Origin of the sequence: Klebsiella sp. JN_Kp122 (genome assembly GCF_040062085.1) — a bacterium.
Classification (GTDB): Bacteria; Pseudomonadota; Gammaproteobacteria; order Enterobacterales; family Enterobacteriaceae; genus Klebsiella; species Klebsiella aerogenes.
Genome location: NZ_JBEAHW010000032.1, coordinates 20,135 through 39,602 on the forward strand (window position 1 = coordinate 20,135; position 19,468 = coordinate 39,602).

Annotated in this window: 13 protein-coding genes and 4 tRNA genes; 1 reads left to right on the top strand and 16 read right to left on the bottom strand. The window is 52.2% G+C overall.

Features of this window, described 5'->3' with window-relative positions; genetic code table 11:
• Positions 1-3 precede the first annotated feature (3 nt).
• From dcuB to ABLU78_RS13700, 14 genes are all read right to left on the bottom strand, one after another.
• The gene (dcuB, locus tag ABLU78_RS13635) at positions 4-1,344 is read right to left on the bottom strand and encodes an anaerobic C4-dicarboxylate transporter DcuB (protein WP_015368823.1); all 1,341 of its coding nucleotides are present in this window, start codon (positions 1,342-1,344) and stop codon (positions 4-6) included.
• Between the two features lie 395 nt (positions 1,345-1,739).
• A complete protein-coding gene (gene rpoC, locus ABLU78_RS13640) occupies positions 1,740-5,963 on the bottom strand; it encodes a DNA-directed RNA polymerase subunit beta' (protein ID WP_015368824.1) in 4,224 nt (1,407 codons plus the stop codon).
• Positions 5,964-6,039: 76 nt separating this feature from the next.
• A complete protein-coding gene (gene rpoB / locus ABLU78_RS13645; RefSeq protein WP_015704004.1) occupies positions 6,040-10,068 on the bottom strand; it encodes a DNA-directed RNA polymerase subunit beta in 4,029 nt (1,342 codons plus the stop codon).
• 324 nt (positions 10,069-10,392) lie between these two features.
• The gene (gene rplL, locus ABLU78_RS13650) at positions 10,393-10,758 is read right to left on the bottom strand and encodes a 50S ribosomal protein L7/L12 (protein ID WP_003033114.1); all 366 of its coding nucleotides are present in this window, start codon (positions 10,756-10,758) and stop codon (positions 10,393-10,395) included.
• 66 nt (positions 10,759-10,824) lie between these two features.
• Positions 10,825-11,322: a 50S ribosomal protein L10 gene (rplJ, locus tag ABLU78_RS13655; RefSeq protein ID WP_004097644.1), complete on the bottom strand. Its 498-nt coding sequence runs from the start codon at positions 11,320-11,322 to the stop codon at positions 10,825-10,827.
• 291 nt (positions 11,323-11,613) lie between these two features.
• On the bottom strand, positions 11,614-12,318 hold the full coding sequence (rplA, locus tag ABLU78_RS13660) for a 50S ribosomal protein L1 (RefSeq protein ID WP_015368826.1): 705 nt from the start codon (positions 12,316-12,318) through the stop codon (positions 11,614-11,616).
• A gap of 3 nt (positions 12,319-12,321) precedes the next feature.
• Positions 12,322-12,750: a 50S ribosomal protein L11 gene (gene rplK, locus ABLU78_RS13665; RefSeq protein ID WP_008808007.1), complete on the bottom strand. Its 429-nt coding sequence runs from the start codon at positions 12,748-12,750 to the stop codon at positions 12,322-12,324.
• A gap of 156 nt (positions 12,751-12,906) precedes the next feature.
• Positions 12,907-13,452 (bottom strand): transcription termination/antitermination protein NusG, encoded by a 546-nt coding sequence (gene nusG, locus ABLU78_RS13670; protein WP_007665882.1) that lies wholly within the window; start codon positions 13,450-13,452, stop codon positions 12,907-12,909.
• 1 nt (position 13,453) lies between these two features.
• Positions 13,454-13,837 carry a preprotein translocase subunit SecE gene (secE, locus tag ABLU78_RS13675; protein WP_015368827.1) on the bottom strand — a complete coding sequence of 128 codons (384 nt, stop codon included), beginning with the start codon at positions 13,835-13,837 and terminating at the stop codon, positions 13,454-13,456.
• Positions 13,838-14,069: 232 nt separating this feature from the next.
• Positions 14,070-15,254: an elongation factor Tu gene (gene tuf, locus ABLU78_RS13680; protein ID WP_015368828.1), complete on the bottom strand. Its 1,185-nt coding sequence runs from the start codon at positions 15,252-15,254 to the stop codon at positions 14,070-14,072.
• Between the two features lie 115 nt (positions 15,255-15,369).
• A tRNA-Thr gene (locus ABLU78_RS13685) sits at positions 15,370-15,445 on the bottom strand.
• Between the two features lie 5 nt (positions 15,446-15,450).
• Positions 15,451-15,525, bottom strand: a tRNA-Gly gene (locus tag ABLU78_RS13690).
• 115 nt (positions 15,526-15,640) lie between these two features.
• Positions 15,641-15,725 (bottom strand) — tRNA-Tyr (locus tag ABLU78_RS13695).
• Between the two features lie 10 nt (positions 15,726-15,735).
• A tRNA-Thr gene (locus ABLU78_RS13700) sits at positions 15,736-15,811 on the bottom strand.
• 430 nt (positions 15,812-16,241) lie between these two features.
• Between ABLU78_RS13700 and coaA the strand changes: the two genes are divergently transcribed.
• Positions 16,242-17,192, top strand: coding sequence for a type I pantothenate kinase (gene coaA / locus ABLU78_RS13705; protein WP_026612434.1), 951 nt, complete (start codon positions 16,242-16,244; stop codon positions 17,190-17,192).
• Positions 17,193-17,218: 26 nt separating this feature from the next.
• Here the strand turns inward: coaA and birA are convergent, their stop codons facing one another.
• Complete coding sequence (birA, locus tag ABLU78_RS13710; protein WP_015704003.1) at positions 17,219-18,181, bottom strand: bifunctional biotin--[acetyl-CoA-carboxylase] ligase/biotin operon repressor BirA; 963 nt, start codon at positions 18,179-18,181, stop codon at positions 17,219-17,221.
• Positions 18,178-19,233 (bottom strand): UDP-N-acetylmuramate dehydrogenase, encoded by a 1,056-nt coding sequence (gene murB / locus ABLU78_RS13715; RefSeq protein WP_260619768.1) that lies wholly within the window; start codon positions 19,231-19,233, stop codon positions 18,178-18,180. Before murB ends, birA begins: the two co-directional genes overlap by 4 nt.
• Between the last annotated feature and the right edge of the window lie 235 nt (positions 19,234-19,468).

The following is a 19,468-nucleotide window of genomic DNA, read 5'->3' on the forward strand; positions in this document are numbered from 1 at the left end:
CACTTACAGAAAACCGTACATCGCCGCGAACACCCAGCCAAAGACGCAAGAAACGCTCACGCCGATTAATCCCGGCAGAATAAAGCTATGGTTTATGACGAAGCGGCCAATATGGGTCGTGCCTGAACGGTCAAACTGAATCGCCGCCAGATCGCTTGGGTAAGTCGGCAGGATGTAATAGCCGTAGCAGGCGGGCGCGGAAGCCACGATATAGGCCGGGTCAACGCCGATCGCCAGCGCTACCGGAACAATTGCCGCCAGCGCCGCCGCCTGAGAGTTGACGAACTTCGATACCAATAACAGCACGATAGCGTAGGCCCACGGGTACTCCTTCACCATCTCTCCGAGCACGCCTTTAATCTCGGTCATGTGCGCGCCAAACATGGTTTCCGCCATCCATGCAATACCGTACACCGCGACGATAGCGATCATCCCCGAGCGGAAAACCTCATTTTTAGAAATCGACGCCGGGTTAGTTTTGGTAATGATGATGATAAGCGCCCCGGAGAGCAGCATGAACATCTGGATCACCAGTACCATTGAGAGAGGCTTACCATCGAACGCCGGGCGCAGTTCGGAAAACGCGCCAAGCAGCGCCACTACGGCGATTGAGGCAAGGAAGATCCACATCGCGATCCAGTTGCTGGTCGGCAGCTTTTTATCCAATAGCGTGGCCGTATCGCCATAAACATAATGACGGTTTTCCGGTACTGCAATAAACGCCTGGAAGGTCTCGTCTTTATCAAGGTCCTTACCGCGGAACCAGCTGAAGATGCCAATCGCCAAAATCCCCAGTAGCGTTGACGGAATGGTTATCGCCAGTAGATCGAGAAACTCAAGGTGCTTACCGTTAAAGGTAAAATTCCCGAGCATCGCCACCAGCGAGACCACCGCCACCGAAACCGGACTGGCAATGATCCCCATCTGAGCGCCAATCGAGCTCGCCGCCATCGGCCGCTCCGGGCGAATATTATTTTTGATAGCTACGTCGTAAATAATTGGCAGGATCGTATACACCACGTGGCCGGTACCGCACAGGATCGTCAGCGTACAGGTGACGAATGGCGCAACGATAGAAACGTATTTGGGGTTGCGCCGCAGGAGCTTCTCGGCAATCTGCAGCATCACGTCTAAACCGCCGGATGCCTGTAGCGTCGCCGAGGCGGCCACCACCGCGATAATCACCAGCATGACATCAACCGGCGGTTTTCCTGGTTTAAGATGAAAGACAAAAACTAAGATAACTAAGCCAATGCCGCCTAAAAGGCCGAGCGCAATGCCACCCTTTTTCGCGCCGTAGAACAAACAAATTAAGATAATGATGAGCTGTATAGCAAATTCCATGCATCCCCCAGAAGCTATCCATTAATAACGACAATACTCTCCGCCTTATTTTTATTTTGCTCACCACCTCCATTGCCTTTTAACAGGCGCAGTGACCCCCTCAGTTGCGGTAAACCGAAAAGGATGGGGAAAAGTAATCACATGATTCTTTGAGTGTTTTGACTATATAGCGTTTGCGGCGCCTATTTTTTGATACATGTAGAATTTTTATCCATCGATTAGTGATGGCATAAAGAAATAGCAAATAGATAATTATCAGACATGTTTAATTTGCTAATTAATTGCGGCAATTACATTAAATAAATGTAATTTAGTTTAGGTGAGATAAATCGACAGGTAATAAAAAAGCCAGTCAGGAAACCTGACTGGCTTTTAAGCGCTTAACGAATCAACGATTAATCGTTGTCAGAACCGCCCAGGCCTGCGTTCAGCAGTTCTGCCAGGTTGGCAGAGGCTTCTTCTACGCTCACCTGCGGCGCAGCTGGCTGTTCGCCCGCTGCGCGACGGCGCATACGATCCTGGTGGTACGCATAACCGGTACCTGCCGGGATCAGACGACCCACGATGACGTTCTCTTTCAGACCGCGCAGTTCGTCGCGTTTGCCCGCAACGGCTGCTTCGGTCAGCACGCGAGTGGTCTCCTGGAACGATGCCGCGGAGATGAAGGACTCGGTTGCCAGAGACGCTTTGGTGATACCCAGCAGGTCGCGGGAATAGGTTGCCGCAACTTTGCCATTCGCTTCAAGCTCGCGGTTAGCGATCTTAACGCGGGAGTATTCAACCTGCTCGCCTTCGAGGAAGTCGGAGCTACCAGCACTTTCGATGGTCGCTTTACGCAGCATCTGACGAACGATAACCTCAATGTGCTTATCGTTAATCTTAACGCCTTGCAGACGATAAACGTCCTGCACTTCGTTGGTGATGTAACGCGTTACCGCGTGTACGCCACGAAGACGCAGAATGTCGTGTGGCGCTTCCGGACCGTCGGAAACCACGTCACCACGTTCTACACGTTCACCCTCGAACACGTTCAGCTGACGCCATTTCGGAATCATCTCTTCGTACGGTTCGCTACCGTCTACCGGGGTGATAACCAGACGACGTTTCCCTTTGGTTTCTTTACCGAAGGAAATGATGCCACTGATTTCAGCCAGGATTGCCGGCTCTTTCGGACGACGTGCTTCGAACAGGTCCGCAACGCGCGGCAGACCACCGGTGATATCCTTGGTACCGCCAGATTCCTGCGGAACACGCGCCAGGGTGTCACCAGAGCTGATCTGTACGCCATCTTCCAGCTGAACAATCGCTTTACCCGGCAGGAAGTACTGAGCAGGCATATCGGTGCCTGGGATCAGAACGTCGTTGCCCTGAGCATCAACAATTTTCAGTGCCGGACGCAGATCTTTACCACCGGAGGTACGTTCCGCGGAATCCAGAACCACCAGCGAAGACAGACCGGTCAGCTCGTCGGTCTGACGAGTAATGGTCTGGCCGTCGATCATGTCAGTGAAGCGGACGAAACCACTCACTTCGGTGATAACCGGCATGGTATGCGGATCCCAGTTTGCAACGGTTTCACCGCCAGCAACCTGTTCGCCGTCGCCTTTAGCCATAACGGAGCCGTAAGGCACTTTATAGCTTTCTTTGGTACGACCGAATTCGTCGATCAGCTTCAGTTCGGTGTTACGCGAGGTGATAACCAGTTTACCGCTGGAGTTCACAACCGACTTCGCATTGCTCAGACGGATACTACCTTTGTTTTTCACCTGGATGCTGGATTCAGCAGCCGCACGAGATGCCGCACCACCGATGTGGAACGTACGCATCGTCAGCTGTGTACCCGGCTCACCGATGGACTGTGCCGCGATAACGCCGATAGCCTCACCTTTGTTGATGAGGTGGCCACGCGCCAGGTCACGACCGTAGCAGTGCGCACATACACCAAAGTCGGTGTCACAGGATACAACGGAACGAACTTTGACGGAGTCAACGGAGTTCTCTTCCAGCAGGTCACACCAGTGCTCGTGCAGCAGCGTGTTGCGTGGAACCAGGATGTCCGCGGTACCCGGCTTCAGAACGTCTTCAGCAGTCACACGACCCAATACGCGATCGCGCAGCGGCTCTTTAACATCGCCACCTTCGATAACCGGCGTCATGGTGATGCCTTCCAGGGTGCCACAGTCGTCTTCAGTGACAACCAGGTCCTGCGCAACGTCAACCAGACGACGAGTCAGGTAACCGGAGTTCGCAGTCTTCAGTGCGGTATCCGCCAGACCTTTACGAGCACCGTGGGTGGAGATGAAGTACTGGAGTACGTTCAGACCTTCACGGAAGTTCGCGGTGATCGGCGTTTCGATGATGGAGCCATCCGGCTTCGCCATCAGACCACGCATACCAGCCAACTGACGAATCTGTGCCGCAGAACCACGCGCACCGGAGTCGGCCATCATGTAGATGCTGTTGAAGGAAACCTGCTGTTCTTCCTGACCGTCACGGTTAATCACGGTTTCGGTTTGCAGGTTATCCATCATCGCTTTGGATACACGATCGTTCGCCGCAGCCCAGATATCGATAACTTTGTTGTAGCGTTCGCCCGCAGTAACCAGACCAGACTGGAACTGTTCCTGAATCTCAGCAACTTCCGCTTCCGCTTCGCTGATGATTTCGTATTTTTTCTCCGGGATGACCATGTCATCAATACCAACGGACGCACCTGAACGCGCTGCATAAGCAAAGCCGGTGTACATCGTCTGGTCCGCAAAAATAACGGTCGGTTTCAGACCCAGAATACGGTAACAGGTGTTCAGCATCTTGGAGATCGCTTTCTTACCGAGCGCCTGGTTCACGATAGAGAACGGCAGACCTTTCGGCACGATCATCCACAGAATGGCACGGCCGATGGTCGTGTCTTTCAGGCTGGTCTTCGCGACGAACTCACCATTGTCGTCTTTTTCGTATTCGGTGATACGCACTTTAACGCGCGCATGCAGAGAGGCCAGACCGGCGCGATAAATACGCTCCGCTTCTTTCGGGCCAGTCAGCACCATGCCTTCGCCTTTGGCGTTAACACAGTCACGGGTCATGTAGTACAGACCCAGTACAACGTCCTGAGACGGAACGATGATTGGTTCGCCGTTCGCCGGGGACAGGATGTTGTTGGTAGACATCATCAGCGCACGCGCTTCCAGCTGGGCTTCCAGCGTCAGCGGTACGTGAACAGCCATCTGGTCACCATCGAAGTCGGCGTTATATGCCGCACAAACCAGCGGGTGCAGCTGAATAGCTTTACCTTCGATCAGAACCGGTTCGAACGCCTGGATACCCAAACGGTGCAGTGTTGGCGCACGGTTCAGCAGTACCGGGTGTTCGCGGATAACTTCGTCCAGGATATCCCAAACGACAGCTTCTTCGCGCTCAACCATTTTCTTAGCGGCTTTGATGGTGGTGGCCAGGCCACGCAGTTCCAGCTTGCCGTAGATGAACGGTTTGAACAGCTCCAGCGCCATTTTCTTCGGCAGACCGCACTGATGCAGACGCAGGTATGGACCTACGGTGATTACAGAACGACCGGAGTAGTCAACACGCTTACCAAGCAGGTTCTGACGGAAACGACCCTGTTTACCTTTGATCATATCGGCCAAAGATTTCAGAGGACGTTTGTTGGAACCGGTGATCGCACGACCGCGACGACCGTTATCCAGCAGGGCGTCGACCGCTTCCTGCAGCATACGTTTTTCGTTGCGTACGATGATGTCCGGCGCAGCCAGATCCAGCAGACGTTTCAGACGGTTGTTACGGTTAATGACGCGACGATACAGATCGTTCAGGTCAGAAGTCGCAAAACGACCACCATCCAGCGGAACCAGCGGACGCAGATCTGGCGGCAGAACCGGCAGAACGGTCAGGATCATCCACTCCGGCTTATTGCCAGACTGAACGAAGGCTTCCAGCAGCTTAATGCGCTTGGTCAGCTTTTTACGCTTGGTTTCGGAGTTGGTTTCGTTCAGCTCTTCACGCAGCTGCTCGCACTCTTGCTCCAGGTCCATGCTTTTCAGCAGGGCCTGAATAGCTTCGGCGCCCATCTTCGCGTCGAATTCGTCACCGAACTCTTCCAGCGCGTCCAGGTACTGCTCTTCAGTCAGAATCTGGTTGCGTTCGAGGTTGGTCATGCCTCCTTCGATAACAACATAAGATTCAAAGTACAGTACGCGTTCGATATCACGCAGCGGCATATCCAGCAGCAGACCGATACGGGACGGCAGAGACTTCAGGAACCAGATGTGGGCAGTCGGAGACGCCAGCTCGATGTGGCCCATGCGCTCACGACGCACTTTGGTCTGGGTCACTTCAACGCCGCACTTCTCACAGATAACACCACGGTGTTTCAGGCGCTTGTACTTACCGCACAGGCACTCATAGTCTTTTACTGGCCCGAAAATACGAGCGCAGAACAGACCGTCACGTTCTGGCTTGAACGTACGGTAGTTAATGGTTTCCGGCTTTTTAACTTCACCGAAAGACCATGAACGGATCATGTCTGGCGATGCCAGAGCAATTTTGATCGCATCAAACTCTTCGGTTTTAGTTTGCGCTTTCAGAAACTTTAATAAGTCTTTCACGGATTTGCTCCCGTCGGAGTTAGCACAATCTGGCGCCGGGTTTTACCCCGGCACCAGTGACCTGTTTGAGCGAGAGTTACTCGTCTTCCAGTTCGATGTTGATGCCCAGCGAGCGGATTTCTTTCAACAGTACGTTGAAGGATTCCGGCATGCCCGGTTCCATCTGGTGGTTGCCGTCCACGATGTTTTTATACATCTTGGTACGACCGTTCACGTCATCAGACTTAACGGTGAGCATTTCCTGCAGGGTGTAGGCCGCGCCGTATGCTTCCAGCGCCCACACTTCCATCTCACCGAAGCGCTGACCACCGAACTGCGCCTTACCACCCAGCGGCTGCTGAGTAACCAGGCTGTAAGAACCGGTGGAACGAGCGTGCATTTTGTCGTCGACCAGGTGGTTCAGTTTCAGCATGTACATGTAACCTACGGTTACCGGACGTTCGAACTGTTCACCGGTGCGGCCGTCAAACAGAGTGATCTGACCGGAAGTCGGCAGATCGCCCAGCTGCAGCAGCTCTTTGATTTCAGCTTCTTTCGCACCGTCGAATACCGGCGTTGCGATCGGCATGCCTTTACGCAGGTTTTCAGCCAGACGCAGAACTTCTTCATCGCTGAAGGTATTCAGGTCAACTTTCTGGCGAACGTCAGCGCCCAGATCGTAAGCACGCTGGATGAATTCGCGCAGTTTCGCGACTTCTTGCTGCTGTTTCAGCATGGCGTTGATCTTATCGCCGATGCCTTTCGCAGCCATACCCAGGTGAGTTTCCAGGATCTGACCGATGTTCATACGAGACGGTACGCCCAGCGGGTTCAGTACGATATCTACCGGCGTACCGTTAGCATCGTGCGGCATATCTTCGATCGGGTTGATCTTAGAGATAACACCCTTGTTACCGTGACGACCTGCCATCTTATCACCAGGCTGGATACGGCGTTTAACGGCCAGATATACCTTAACAATCTTCAGCACGCCCGGTGCCAGATCGTCGCCTTGGGTGATTTTACGGCGCTTCGCTTCGAGTTTTTTCTCGAACTCGTGTTTCAGTTCGTCATACTGCTCAGCCAGTTGCTCCAGCTGATTTTGTTTCTCTTCGTCGGTCAGGCCCAGTTCCAGCCAGCGATCGCGAGGCAGTTTGTCGAGCTTGTCAGCTTCAACGCCACCGGCAACCAGCACAGCGTAAATACGGCTGAACAGACCAGCTTCGAGGATCTGCAGTTCTTCAGACAGGTCTTTTTTAGCCTGCTTCAGCTGCATCTCTTCGATTTCAAGCGCACGCTTGTCTTTTTCTACGCCGTCACGGGTAAAGACCTGAACGTCGATAACGGTACCAGAGACACCGTTCGGTACGCGCAGAGAAGAGTCTTTAACGTCAGACGCTTTCTCACCGAAGATCGCGCGCAGCAGTTTCTCTTCCGGAGTCAGCTGGGTTTCACCTTTCGGCGTTACCTTACCAACCAGAATGTCGCCGCCGGTCACTTCCGCACCGATATAAACGATACCGGATTCATCCAGTTTGGAGAGCGCAGCTTCACCCACGTTCGGGATGTCAGCGGTGATCTCTTCCGGCCCCAGCTTGGTGTCACGGGACACGCACGCCAGTTCCTGAATGTGGATGGTGGTGAAACGGTCTTCCTGGACAACACGCTCGGATACGAGGATGGAGTCTTCGAAGTTGTAGCCGTTCCACGGCATGAACGCTACGCGCATGTTCTGACCCAGCGCCAGTTCACCGAGGTCGGTGGACGGGCCGTCGGCCAGGACGTCGCCGCGTTCAATTGGTTCGCCCAGGGACACGCAAGGCATCTGGTTGATGCAGGTGTTCTGGTTAGAACGGGTGTACTTGGTCAGGTTATAGATGTCGATACCTGCTTCGCCCGGGTACATCTCGTCTTCGTTAACTTTGATAACGATACGGGAAGCATCCACGTACTGAACGGTACCGCCACGTTTAGCTACCGCAGTAACACCGGAGTCAACGGCAACAGCACGTTCCATACCGGTACCAACCAGCGGCTTATCAGCGCGCAGAGTCGGAACCGCCTGACGTTGCATGTTCGCACCCATCAATGCACGGTTGGCGTCATCGTGTTCCAGGAACGGGATCAGGGACGCACCGACGGATACCACCTGCTGGGTGGATACGTCCATGTAGTCAACCTGGTCGCGGCTGAACAAGCTGGATTCGCCTTTACTACGGCAGGTAACCAGATCTTCAACAAAGTGGCCTTCGTCATCCAGGTTGGAGTTCGCCTGAGCAATGACGTAGTTACCTTCTTCGATAGCAGACAGGTAATGAATTTCGTCGGTAACAACACCGTCGGTCACTTTACGATACGGGGTCTCAAGGAAACCGTATTCGTTAGTCTGTGCGTACACGGACAGGGAGTTGATCAGACCGATGTTCGGACCTTCAGGCGTTTCGATTGGACATACGCGACCGTAGTGAGTCGGGTGTACGTCTCGAACTTCGAAGCCTGCGCGTTCACGGGTCAGACCGCCTGGGCCGAGTGCGGAGATACGACGTTTGTGCGTAATCTCAGACAGCGGGTTGTTCTGGTCCATAAACTGGGACAGCTGGCTGGAACCAAAGAACTCTTTCACTGCTGCGGAAATCGGCTTGGCGTTGATCATATCCTGAGGCATCAGGGTATCCAGATCGCCCAGAGACAGACGCTCTTTAACCGCACGCTCTACACGCACCAGGCCAACGCGGAACTGGTTTTCCGCCATTTCGCCAACGGAACGGATACGACGGTTGCCGAGGTGGTCGATATCATCGACTTCGCCTTTACCGTTACGGATATCGATGAGCTTCTTCATCACTTCGATGATGTCGTCTTTGCTCAGGATACCGGAACCTTCGATTTCGTCGCGCAGCAGAGAACGGTTGAACTTCATACGACCAACCGCGGACAGATCGTAGCGGTCTTCGGAGAAGAACAGGTTCTCAAACAGGCTTTCAGCCGCTTCACGAGTCGGCGGCTCACCCGGGCGCATCATGCGGTAGATTTCTACCAGCGCGCTCAGACGATCGTTGGTCGGGTCGACGCGTACAGTTTCAGAAATGTACGGACCGTGGTCCAGATCGTTGGTGAACAGCGTTTCGATACGCTTGTGGCCGGACTGGCTCAGTTTAGCCAGCAGATCCAGGCTCAGCTCCATGTTCGCCGGGCAGATCAGTTCGCCGGTCGCTTCGTCGATGTAGTCTTTAGAAGCAACTTTACCCGCGATGTACTCAACCGGAACTTCGATATGTTTGATATCGTCTTTTTCCAGCTGGCGAATATGGCGCGCGGTAATACGACGGCCTTTCTCAACGTACACTTTACCGTTGGCTTCGATATCGAAGGAGGCGGTTTCACCGCGCAGACGCTCCGGTACCAGCTCCATCTGCAGCTTGTTATCGCGAATTTCAAAGACCACTTTCTCGAAGAACAGGTCAAGGATCTGCTCAGTGGTGTAATTCAGCGCGCGCAGAATGATGGTTGCAGGCAGTTTACGACGACGGTCGATACGAACGAACAGGTTGTCTTTCGGGTCGAATTCGAAGTCCAGCCAGGAACCACGATAAGGGATGATACGTGCGTTATACAGGACCTTACCGGAAGAGTGAGTCTTACCTTTGTCACTGTCAAAGAAGACGCCCGGGCTACGGTGCAGCTGAGAAACGATAACACGCTCGGTACCGTTGATAACGAAGGTACCGTTGTCGGTCATGAGCGGGATTTCGCCCATGTAGACTTCTTGTTCTTTAATGTCTTTAACGGTGCCTTCCGGCGCTTCGCGCTCGTAGATCACCAGACGCAGTTTTACGCGCAGCGGTGCGGAATACGTCACGCCACGGATCTGACATTCTTTAACATCAAAAACAGGTTCGCCCAGACGGTAGCTGACGTACTGCAGCTCTGAATTACCGCTGTAGCTCTGAATCGGGAATACGGAACGGAAGGCTGCTTCCAGACCATACTGCCCTTCAGGATCTTGCTCGATAAACTTCTGGAACGAGTCAAGCTGGATAGAAAGGAGATAAGGCACATCCAGAACTTGTGGACGTTTACCAAAATCCTTACGAATACGTTTTTTCTCGGTATAGGAGTAAACCATAGGGTTCCTCAGCTCGCTGACAAGTCGACCCATCTGCCCGGAAAGGGCAGTTTTTTATGCAACACTATTTTGTTGACCGGAAAATGGAACACTTTCCGCAATGCCTGTTGCTATCACGCTTAAACCATTTCATTGCGATTTACACAGCCCAGGAACCCTAACCTGTCGCAGTATATTAAGTCGTCGATAGAAACAAGCATTGTGAGGCAAACCAGCAGTCAAACAGTGTGAAATGCTACTGGCGCCTTACAGCGCAAAAAGGCTGGTGACTAAAAAGTCACCAGCCTCAGCCTAATTTCTCAGGCTGCAACCGGAAGGGTTGGCTTATTTAACTTCAACTTCAGCGCCAGCTTCTTCCAGAGATTTTTTCAGAGCTTCAGCGTCGTCTTTGCTGATGCCTTCTTTCAGTGCAGCCGGTGCAGATTCTACCAGGTCTTTAGCTTCTTTCAGACCCAGGCCAGTCGCGCCACGTACTGCTTTGATAACAGCAACTTTGTTAGCGCCAGCAGCTTTCAGAATTACGTCGAATTCAGTTTTTTCTTCAGCAGCTTCAGCCGGGCCAGCAGCTACAGCTACAGCAGCAGCAGCGGAAACACCGAATTTTTCTTCCATTGCAGAGATCAGCTCAACAACGTCCATTACGGACATAGCGGATACTGCTTCAATGATTTGATCTTTAGTGATAGACATTTAAATTGTTCCTGAATATCAGAATAAGTTTATACGTAAGCGAGTGCTTTACAAAGATAACTGCGATTAAGCAGCTTCTTTCGCATCGCGTACAGCAGCCAGAGTACGAACCAGTTTGCCAGCCGAAGCTTCTTTCATGGTTGCCATCAGGCGTGCAATTGCTTCTTCGTAGGTCGGCAGAGTTGCCAGGCGGTCGATTTGCGACGCCGGGATCAGCTCACCTTCAAAGGCAGCGGCTTTGACCTCAAATTTTGCATTCGCTTTCGCGAACTCTTTGAACAGACGAGCAGCAGCGCCCGGGTGTTCCATAGAGTATGCAATCAGGGTCGGACCAACAAACGTGTCTTTCAGGCACTCGAACGGAGTACCTTCAACGACGCGGCGCAGCAGGGTGTTACGAACAACACGCATGTAAACGCCAGCTTCACGACCTGCTTTACGCAGTTCAGTCATTTTATCTACAGTTACGCCACGGGAATCCGCAACTACTGCAGACAGCGCGCCTTTGGCTACTTCGCTGACTTCAGCAACAATCGCTTGTTTGTCTTGAAGATTTAAAGCCATTAGCTTTGCTCCTGGATGTTTGCCAGAGCTTATGCTCTGGAACTCACTTCACTCTATTCAACGAATAGAGCGTCTTAATACGGTGAGCAGAAACAAGCCAGAGTATCCAAAAAATAATCTTAGCGTTCTGTCACCGTCTACGCAGGGGATTAAGTTTCTTACGAAACACCTGCGGTCTTCGACGGAGGCCTGGATAGGCCAGGCTCCAACGAACAAATCTGTTAGCCGCTAACTTTCGTTAGCAAACGTGGGGGTAAGATTGTAGACAAAATCACCGCCCACGTAAAGGCATTAGTTTGCAGAAGCGTTCAGGCCAGCCTGATCTACTGCAACACCTGCACCCATGGTGGTGGAGATGCTAACTTTCTTGATGTACACGCCTTTAGCCTGAGTCGGTTTTGCTTTTTTCAGCGCAACCAGCAGAGCTTCCAGGTTTTCTTTCAGTTTGTCAGCGTCAAAGTCCACTTTACCGATGGTGGTGTGGATGATGCCGTTTTTGTCGTTACGATAACGAACCTGACCTGCTTTAGCATTCTTAACCGCTTCAGCAACGTTAGGAGTTACAGTACCAACTTTCGGGTTTGGCATCAGGCCGCGCGGGCCCAGAACCTGGCCCAGCTGGCCAACAACGCGCATTGCATCCGGGGAAGCAATAACAACGTCAAAGTTCATTTCGCCTTTCTTGATCTGGTCAGCCAGATCTTCCATACCTACCAGCTCGGCGCCTGCAGCTTTAGCAGCTTCAGCGTTCGGGCCCTGTGCAAATACGGCAACGCGAACAGAACGGCCAGTACCGTGCGGCAGTACAGTTGCACCACGTACGTTCTGGTCAGATTTACGAGCATCGATGCCCAGGTTTACAGCAACGTCAACGCTTTCAACGAACTTAGCGGTCGCCAGTTCTTTCAGCAGAGAGATGGCTTCGTTGATGTCATACTGTTTAGTTGCATCAACTTTCTCACGAATCACGGACATGCGCTTGGTCAGTTTAGCCATTTCTTAGTCCTCCACTACCAGGCCCATGGAACGTGCAGTACCTTCGATGGAGCGAGTCATCGCTTCAATGTCGGCACCAGTCATGTCGGCAGCTTTGGTCTGCGCGATTTCCTGCAGCTGAGCGCGGGAAATTTTACCAACTTTATCTTTGTTCGGCTTACCGGAGCCGGACTTGATACCAGCCGCTTTTTTCAGCAGAACTGCTGCCGGCGGAGTTTTGGTAACGAAAGTGAAAGAACGGTCAGCGTAAACGGTGATAACAACCGGGATTGGCAGACCTTTTTCCATGGATTCGGTTTTTGCGTTGAACGCTTTGCAGAATTCCATGATGTTAACGCCCTGCTGACCCAGTGCTGGACCAACCGGCGGGCTCGGGTTTGCCATACCAGCTGCAACCTGCAGCTTGACGTAGGCTTGTACTTTCTTAGCCATTCTTAAATCCTCGAATTGGGTATTAACGCTTCAGAGAAGCTCCCCGTGATTAAACATCGTTTTACGGGCCAGGCCCATAAAAACAAAAGGCGCGAAATTGTATTCCAATTTCGCGCCCTATGCAACGATTAAATCGCTGCTTTTTTGATCGCCGGCTTACGCCTTCTCAACCTGGCCGAAGTCCAGTTCTACCGGAGTCGCACGACCGAAGATAGAAACGGAAACTTTCAGGCGAGACTTCTCGTAGTCCACTTCTTCAACAACGCCGTTAAAGTCAGCAAACGGACCATCGTTGACGCGAACCATTTCGCCCGGCTCAAACAGCGTTTTCGGACGCGGCTTATCGCCAACCTGCTGCAGACGGTTCATGATGGCATCGACTTCTTTGTCGCTGATCGGCGCCGGACGGTCGGAAGTACCGCCGATGAAGCCCATCACACGCGGGACGCTGCGCACCAGGTGCCAGCTCGCGTCGTTCATGACCATCTGAACCAGAACGTAGCCTGGGAAGAATTTACGTTCGCTTTTGCGACGCTGGCCGCCACGGATTTCAACCACTTCTTCGGTCGGAACCATGACTTCGCCAAACAACTCTTCCATGTTGTGTAATTTGATATGTTCACGCAGCGACGTAGCTACGCGACCTTCAAAACCGGAAAACGCCTGAACGACGTACCAGCGCTTTTTAGGAGCTTCAGACATCTCAGAACCTCAGGCCAGTGATAAAGGATACCAGGCGAACCAGAATACCATCCAGTCCCCACAGGATCAGTGACATTACTGCAGTTACGGCAGCAACAATCAGCGTGGTGTGCAGCGTTTCCTGGCGGGTCGGCCAGATCACTTTGCGGACTTCGGTTCTCGCTTCGCGGGCGAAAGCGACTGTCGCCTTACCTTTTGTCGTTAACAGAGCGACGCCACCGGCAGCAGCGATAAGAATCACCACAGCCAGCGCACGGATCGCCAGCATAATGTCGCGATAAAGGAAGTTGCCTACGATGGCTACAATCAGCAGCACGGCAACGATAACCCACTTCAACGCTTCCAGGCCGCGCCCGCTCCCTTGAGCTTCGGTATTCGCACTCATAAACCAACCTGTCACAAGAATTCAGACAAACATCTTCGCCCCGCATTAAATGCGAGGCGACCAAACCGAAATGCTCTGCTGCGTTTCGGACTTTACGCCCTCTTCAGAGCCTGTCTCAGCAATGATTATGACAAAAAAAATCACTGATGAGCCAGGTTCTGGTGTGAAAGCGTGCAAAAAGGGCATCAAATGATGCCCTTTTATTGCGCATTGCGTCAAATGTTATCAGCGATTAGCCGAGAACTTTAGCAACCACGCCCGCGCCAACGGTACGGCCGCCTTCACGGATTGCGAAACGCAGACCATCGTCCATCGCGATCGGGTGGATCAGGGTAACAACCATTTTGATGTTGTCGCCCGGCATTACCATCTCTACGCCTTCCGGCAGTTCGATGGTACCAGTCACGTCAGTAGTACGGAAGTAGAACTGCGGACGGTAGCCTTTGAAGAACGGAGTATGACGGCCGCCTTCGTCTTTGGACAGGATGTACACTTCAGATTCGAACTTGGTGTGCGGCTTGATGCTGCCCGGCTTAGCCAGTACCTGACCACGTTCGATTTCTTCACGTTTGATACCACGCAGCAGAACGCCTACGTTCTCACCAGCACGGCCTTCGTCCAGCAGTTTGCGGAACATTTCAACGCCAGTACAGGTGGTTTTCGCAGTGTCTTTGATACCAACGATTTCAACTTCTTCACCAACTTTGATGATACCGCGCTCTACACGACCGGTAACAACGGTACCACGACCGGAGATGGAGAATACGTCTTCGATCGGCAGCAGGAACGGCTTGTCAATCGCACGCTCTGGTTCCGGAATGTAAGAATCCAGGAAGCCAGCCAGTTCGATGATTTTCGCTTCCCACTCTGCGTCGCCTTCCAGCGCTTTCAGAGCAGAACCACGAACGATCGGAGTGTCGTCGCCCGGGAAATCGTACTGAGACAGCAGTTCACGAACTTCCATCTCAACCAGTTCCAGCAGCTCTTCGTCATCAACCATGTCGCATTTGTTCAGGAACACGATGATGTACGGAACGCCTACCTGACGACCCAGCAGGATGTGCTCACGAGTCTGCGGCATCGGGCCGTCAGTCGCAGCAACAACCAGGATCGCGCCATCCATCTGAGCAGCACCGGTGATCATGTTTTTAACATAGTCGGCGTGGCCCGGGCAGTCTACGTGCGCGTAGTGGCGAGTCGGGGTGTCATATTCAACGTGGGAAGTGTTGATGGTGATACCACGAGCTTTTTCTTCCGGCGCGTTATCGATCTGATCGAATGCGCGAGCAGCACCGCCGTAGGTTTTAGCCAGTACGGTAGTGATTGCAGCGGTCAGCGTTGTTTTACCATGGTCAACGTGGCCGATAGTACCGACGTTAACGTGCGGTTTTGTACGTTCAAACTTTTCTTTAGACATCGATTGTCCCTCTAAGACACGGATAAATCGGTGATATCACCACATCAACCAGGCAACATGCCCGACTTGTTGAATGCAATAAACAGAGAGAAACAGGGAAGGAGAGATAAAGAAGTGGTGCTGATACCCAGAGTCGAACTGGGGACCTCACCCTTACCAAGGGTGCGCTCTACCAACTGAGCCATATCAGCACGTCTGGAGCGGGCAGCGGGAATCGAACCCGCATCATCAGCTTGGAAGGCTGAGGTAATAGCCATTATACGATGCCCGCATCCTGAAACTCGGCTACCCAGTTCTTTCTGTAACAAAAAAGAGATTGCTCTCTTTAATGTTGAGCTGATTAGTTTACCCAACCAACTCCGGCTACGCAAAGCGTCGCCCGAAAGTGGTGGTGGGGGAAGGATTCGAACCTTCGAAGTCGATGACGGCAGATTTACAGTCTGCTCCCTTTGGCCGCTCGGGAACCCCACCCAAATTGTTATGGTGCCGACTACCGGAATCGAACTGGTGACCTACTGATTACAAGTCAGTTGCTCTACCTACTGAGCTAAGTCGGCATCAAGTAGCGCGCATTCTAGGGAGACCTGCGAGTTCATGCAACTAAAAATTTGCATAAAACGTTCTCTTGCTCACATTTTGTGCTCTTACACCAAAAAACGGTGTAATTTCAAACAATGGAGTGCAAAAAAAGCGCACTCATCAACGCAGAATTTGTTTCGCTGCGCCTGTCAGATATAAGAATGATGGTTTTTTCACCTGCAAATCCTGGTGGCAGGTGCGATTGCTAACCTGCAAAGATAGCAGACTCGCTTTCTCCCCTCTTTCTACTTATTCATCACTTGTGATGCTGCTATGAGAAAGCGCCCTTCGATGAGTTTTTTTCTTATTATTCCCGGCATTCTGGTGTTACCCTCCTGCCCATTGTCCTGATTAACTAGTGTGAAGCATCACCGCTACCTCTTTTTCGGTGATAGTAAGAACATGCTTATGAGCAAAAAAGAGCAGACGTTAATGACACCCTATCTACAATTTAACCGCAACCAATGGGCTGCACTTCGTGATTCCGTTCCGATGACGCTGACAGAGGAAGAAATCGCGCGGTTAAAAGGCATCAACGAAGATCTTTCGCTGGAAGAAGTCGCCGAGATCTATTTGCCGCTGTCACGTTTGCTCAATTTCTATATCAGTTCCAACCTCCGTCGCCAGGCGGTGCTTGAGCAATTTCTTGGCACCAACGGCCAGCGTATTCCTTACATCATCAGTATTGCAGGTAGCGTTGCGGTTGGTAAAAGTACTACAGCGCGTGTTTTACAGGCGCTGCTTAGCCGCTGGCCGGAACATCGTCATGTTGAACTGATAACTACCGATGGCTTCTTACATCCTAACTCGGTGTTAAAAGAACGCGGCTTGATGAAAAAAAAGGGCTTCCCGCAGTCCTATGATATGCATCGGTTGGTGAAGTTTGTTTCTGACCTGAAATCTGGCGTACCAAATGCCACCGCGCCGGTCTATTCCCATCTCATTTATGATGTTATTCCTGATGGTGATAAAACCGTTGCTCAACCGGATATTCTTATTCTGGAAGGTTTGAACGTTCTGCAGAGCGGGATGGATTATCCGCACGATCCGCATCATGTATTTGTCTCTGACTTTGTCGACTTCTCTATTTATGTCGATGCGCCGGAAGACTTATTAAAAAACTGGTATATCAACCGCTTCCTGAAATTCCGTGAAGGCGCTTTTACCGATCCAGATTCTTATTTCCATAATTACGCAAAACTCTCAAAAGACGAAGCGGTCAATATCGCCACTTCATTATGGAATGAGATCAACCTACTGAACTTAAAAGAAAATATATTACCAACCCGAGAGCGAGCAAGCTTGATTATGACCAAAAGCGAAAATCATTCGGTCGATCAAGTTCGCCTAAGGAAATAAAAAAGGGAGCGCAAGCTCCCTTTTGTTTATTCAGCGCTACGCAGCGATATCTCGCCTCCCACCCATGGTTTAATTACCCCATCCTGCTCGAGTAATAATGCCCCTTGAGCATCAATTCCGCGAGAAATACCAAATATTTCCTTATCACCAATAATCAGCTTCACCGGCCGATTAATAAAGTTATCCAGTTTTTCCCAGCGTGGCAGGTAAGGTGTTAAACCTTCCTGTTCGAATAGTTGCAAACCGGTACGTAATGCTTTCACCAGACGCGCCGTCAGGGTGTTACGGTCAATGAAGACTCCCGCCTCCTGGAGGCTGATCCACCCCTGATTGACAATGTCAGACTCAACGCGGCGCATCACGAGGTTGATACCAGCGCCGCTGACGATTTGCGCGGCATCACCGGTTTTGCCTGTCAGTTCTACCAGGATACCGGACAACTTGCGGTCCTGCAGATAGATATCATTCGGCCATTTGACCCGAACGTTATCCGCCCCCAGGCTCTGCAGTACTTCTGCAATCACAATACCGATCACCAGGCTCAAACCAATCGCAGCAGCAGGGCCTTGTTCCAGACGCCAGTACATGGAGAGATAAAGATTGGCCCCAAACGGTGAGAACCACTTACGCCCGCGGCGGCCACGACCAGCCTGCTGATATTCAGCGACACAGGCATCACCTGATTCCAGTTCGTCCAGACGATCCAGCAAATACTGGTTGGTGGAATCAATCACCGGCAGCACGGTAATACGACCTTGTTCAATCTGGCCGGCAATCTTTTGCTCGTCCAGCAATTCAATCGGTTCAGGGAGGCTATAGCCCTTCCCTGGTACGGTAAACACATCAACACCCCAGTCGCGGAGCGTCTGCATATGTTTGTTAATTGCCGCGCGGCTCATCCCCAAGCGTTCGCCGAGCTGTTCGCCAGAGTGAAACTCACCATCCGCCAGAATAGAGATCAGCGTCAGGGGTACGGTATTGTCTTTCATGCAATCACCTCTTCCGCGTTCACTTCACCGTTCTCTGCGATGAAGCGCACTTCAGGCTGGAGCCAAACATTAAATTTCTCGCCTACCTGCTGGCGGACATAGTGTGCCAACCCAACGACATCATCGCTAGTCGCCTGGTTATCGTTGATCAGCACCAACGCCTGCTGACGGTGAACGGCAGCCCCGCCGATAGTTTTCCCTTTTAGCTGGCACTGGTCGATAAGCCAACCGGCCGCCAGTTTAACGCTGCCGTCAGCCTGTGGATAATGCGGCGCGCCAGGGAATGCAGCCAGCAATGCCTGAGCAACCTGAGCACTGACGACCGGGTTTTTAAAGAAGCTACCGGCATTACCATTCACTTTAGGATCCGGTAACTTGGTCATACGCATGTGACAAACGGCATCGAATACCTGGCGTGGGGTAACAGTTTGCGGATCGAGGCGGGTTAAATCACCATAGGTCAGGACGGGCTGCCATGCTTTTTCCAGCCGTAGCCCAACAGCCACTATCGCGTAACGATCCTGATATTCATGTTTGAAAATACTGTCGCGATAGCCGAAACGGCACTCTGCGGCAGAAAGGCGCTGCTTGCGACCCGTCTCGAGTTCGATACAGTCTACGTATTCACATACTCGCTGCAGTTCGACACCATAGGCACCAATATTTTGAATTGGCGAAGATCCCGCGCAGCCAGGAATTAAGGCCAGGTTTTCCAGCCCAGGCATTCCATTTTCCAGCGCAAATTGCACCAGTTGATGCCAGTTTTCACCGGCGCCAACGTGCAAACGCCAGGCTTCAGACGTTTCGCTTACCTCGATCCCCATGATGCGGTTGATGATCACCGTGCCGGAATAGTCTTTCAGGAACAGAACGTTGCTTCCTTCTCCAAGGATCAGACAAGGTTGGTGTTCTGCAGCGGCGGCTTGCCAGGCAGCCAGCAACTGTTGTTCATTTTCAGCAAGTACAATTGCTTTGGCAGAATGGTTAATGCCAAAGGTATTCCAGGGTTTGAGGGAGAGGTTCATAGTGGCTTCCTGATGCAAAATCAGCATTAGTTTACCGTATCTGGCGAGGGAAGGCTTGCCTGAATAATATCGGTTCGGGGCCGGGTTCATCTCATCATGGGCGTGAATGAAGGGTGCCGGCAGGCAGGAGCCTTTCCCGGAGGCGGTGCTGCGCACCTTGTCCGGGCTACGGGGTCTGTAGCCCCGGTAAGCGCAGCGCCACCGGGGAGATGGCGGCGCGTCTGGCCGCAAAACACAAAAACAAAAGGCCCAGTCTTCCGAC